General features: G+C 52.8%; 1 pseudogene. It reads left to right on the top strand.

Going from position 1 to position 654, the window contains the following annotated elements:
- Nucleotides 1-16: 16 nt before the first annotated feature.
- A pseudogene (locus A3766_RS10985) lies at nucleotides 17-654 on the top strand (transposase zinc-binding domain-containing protein); the annotation flags it as partial.

The raw sequence follows: 654 nt of genomic DNA, 5'->3' as shown, positions 1-654 counted from the left end.
ATCAAGGAGGATACTCATGTCACCGGCAAGGAATGTCTGGGCGAGTCAAGCACCATACTATGAACGCCATCAGCCCGAAAAGACGCTCCTCTATCAATTGGTTCAGGAACATTATCCTGTCTTTAAGTCCTCGTTGGAGGGTCAGGGACAAAGCTTGCCTCGTTACGTTCAGAGAGAGTTCGAAGATTTTCTCCAATGTGGTCGGCTGGAATATGGCTTTTTGCGTGTCCGCTGCGAGGATTGCCATCATGAACGATTGGTCGCATTTAGCTGCAAGCGCAGAGGGTTCTGCCCCAGCTGTGGTGCCCGCCGGATGGCGGAGAGTGCCGCGCTCTTGGTGGATGAGGTGTTTCCCAAAGTTCCCATACGCCAGTGGGTGCTGAGCTTTCCCTTCCAGTTACGATTCCTGCTGGCTCGCCATCCAGAGCTGATGGGTAAAGTGTGAGGCATTGTCTACCGCACAGTCTCTACGCATTTAATTAGGCAGGCTGGTTTTACCAAGGCTACCGCACAAACCGGTGCAGTGACGTTGATCCAACGCTTTGGTTCTGCGCTCAACCTTAATGTCCATTACCACATGCTATTTCTCGATGGCGTATACGCCGAAGATACCTATGGCCAACGGCGGTTCCATCGGGTCAAGGCACCCACTCA

The organism is Oleiphilus sp. HI0132 (genome assembly GCF_001635845.1).
Note: the sequence above shows the minus strand (reverse complement) of the source record. Positions and strands in the feature narration are given on the sequence as shown.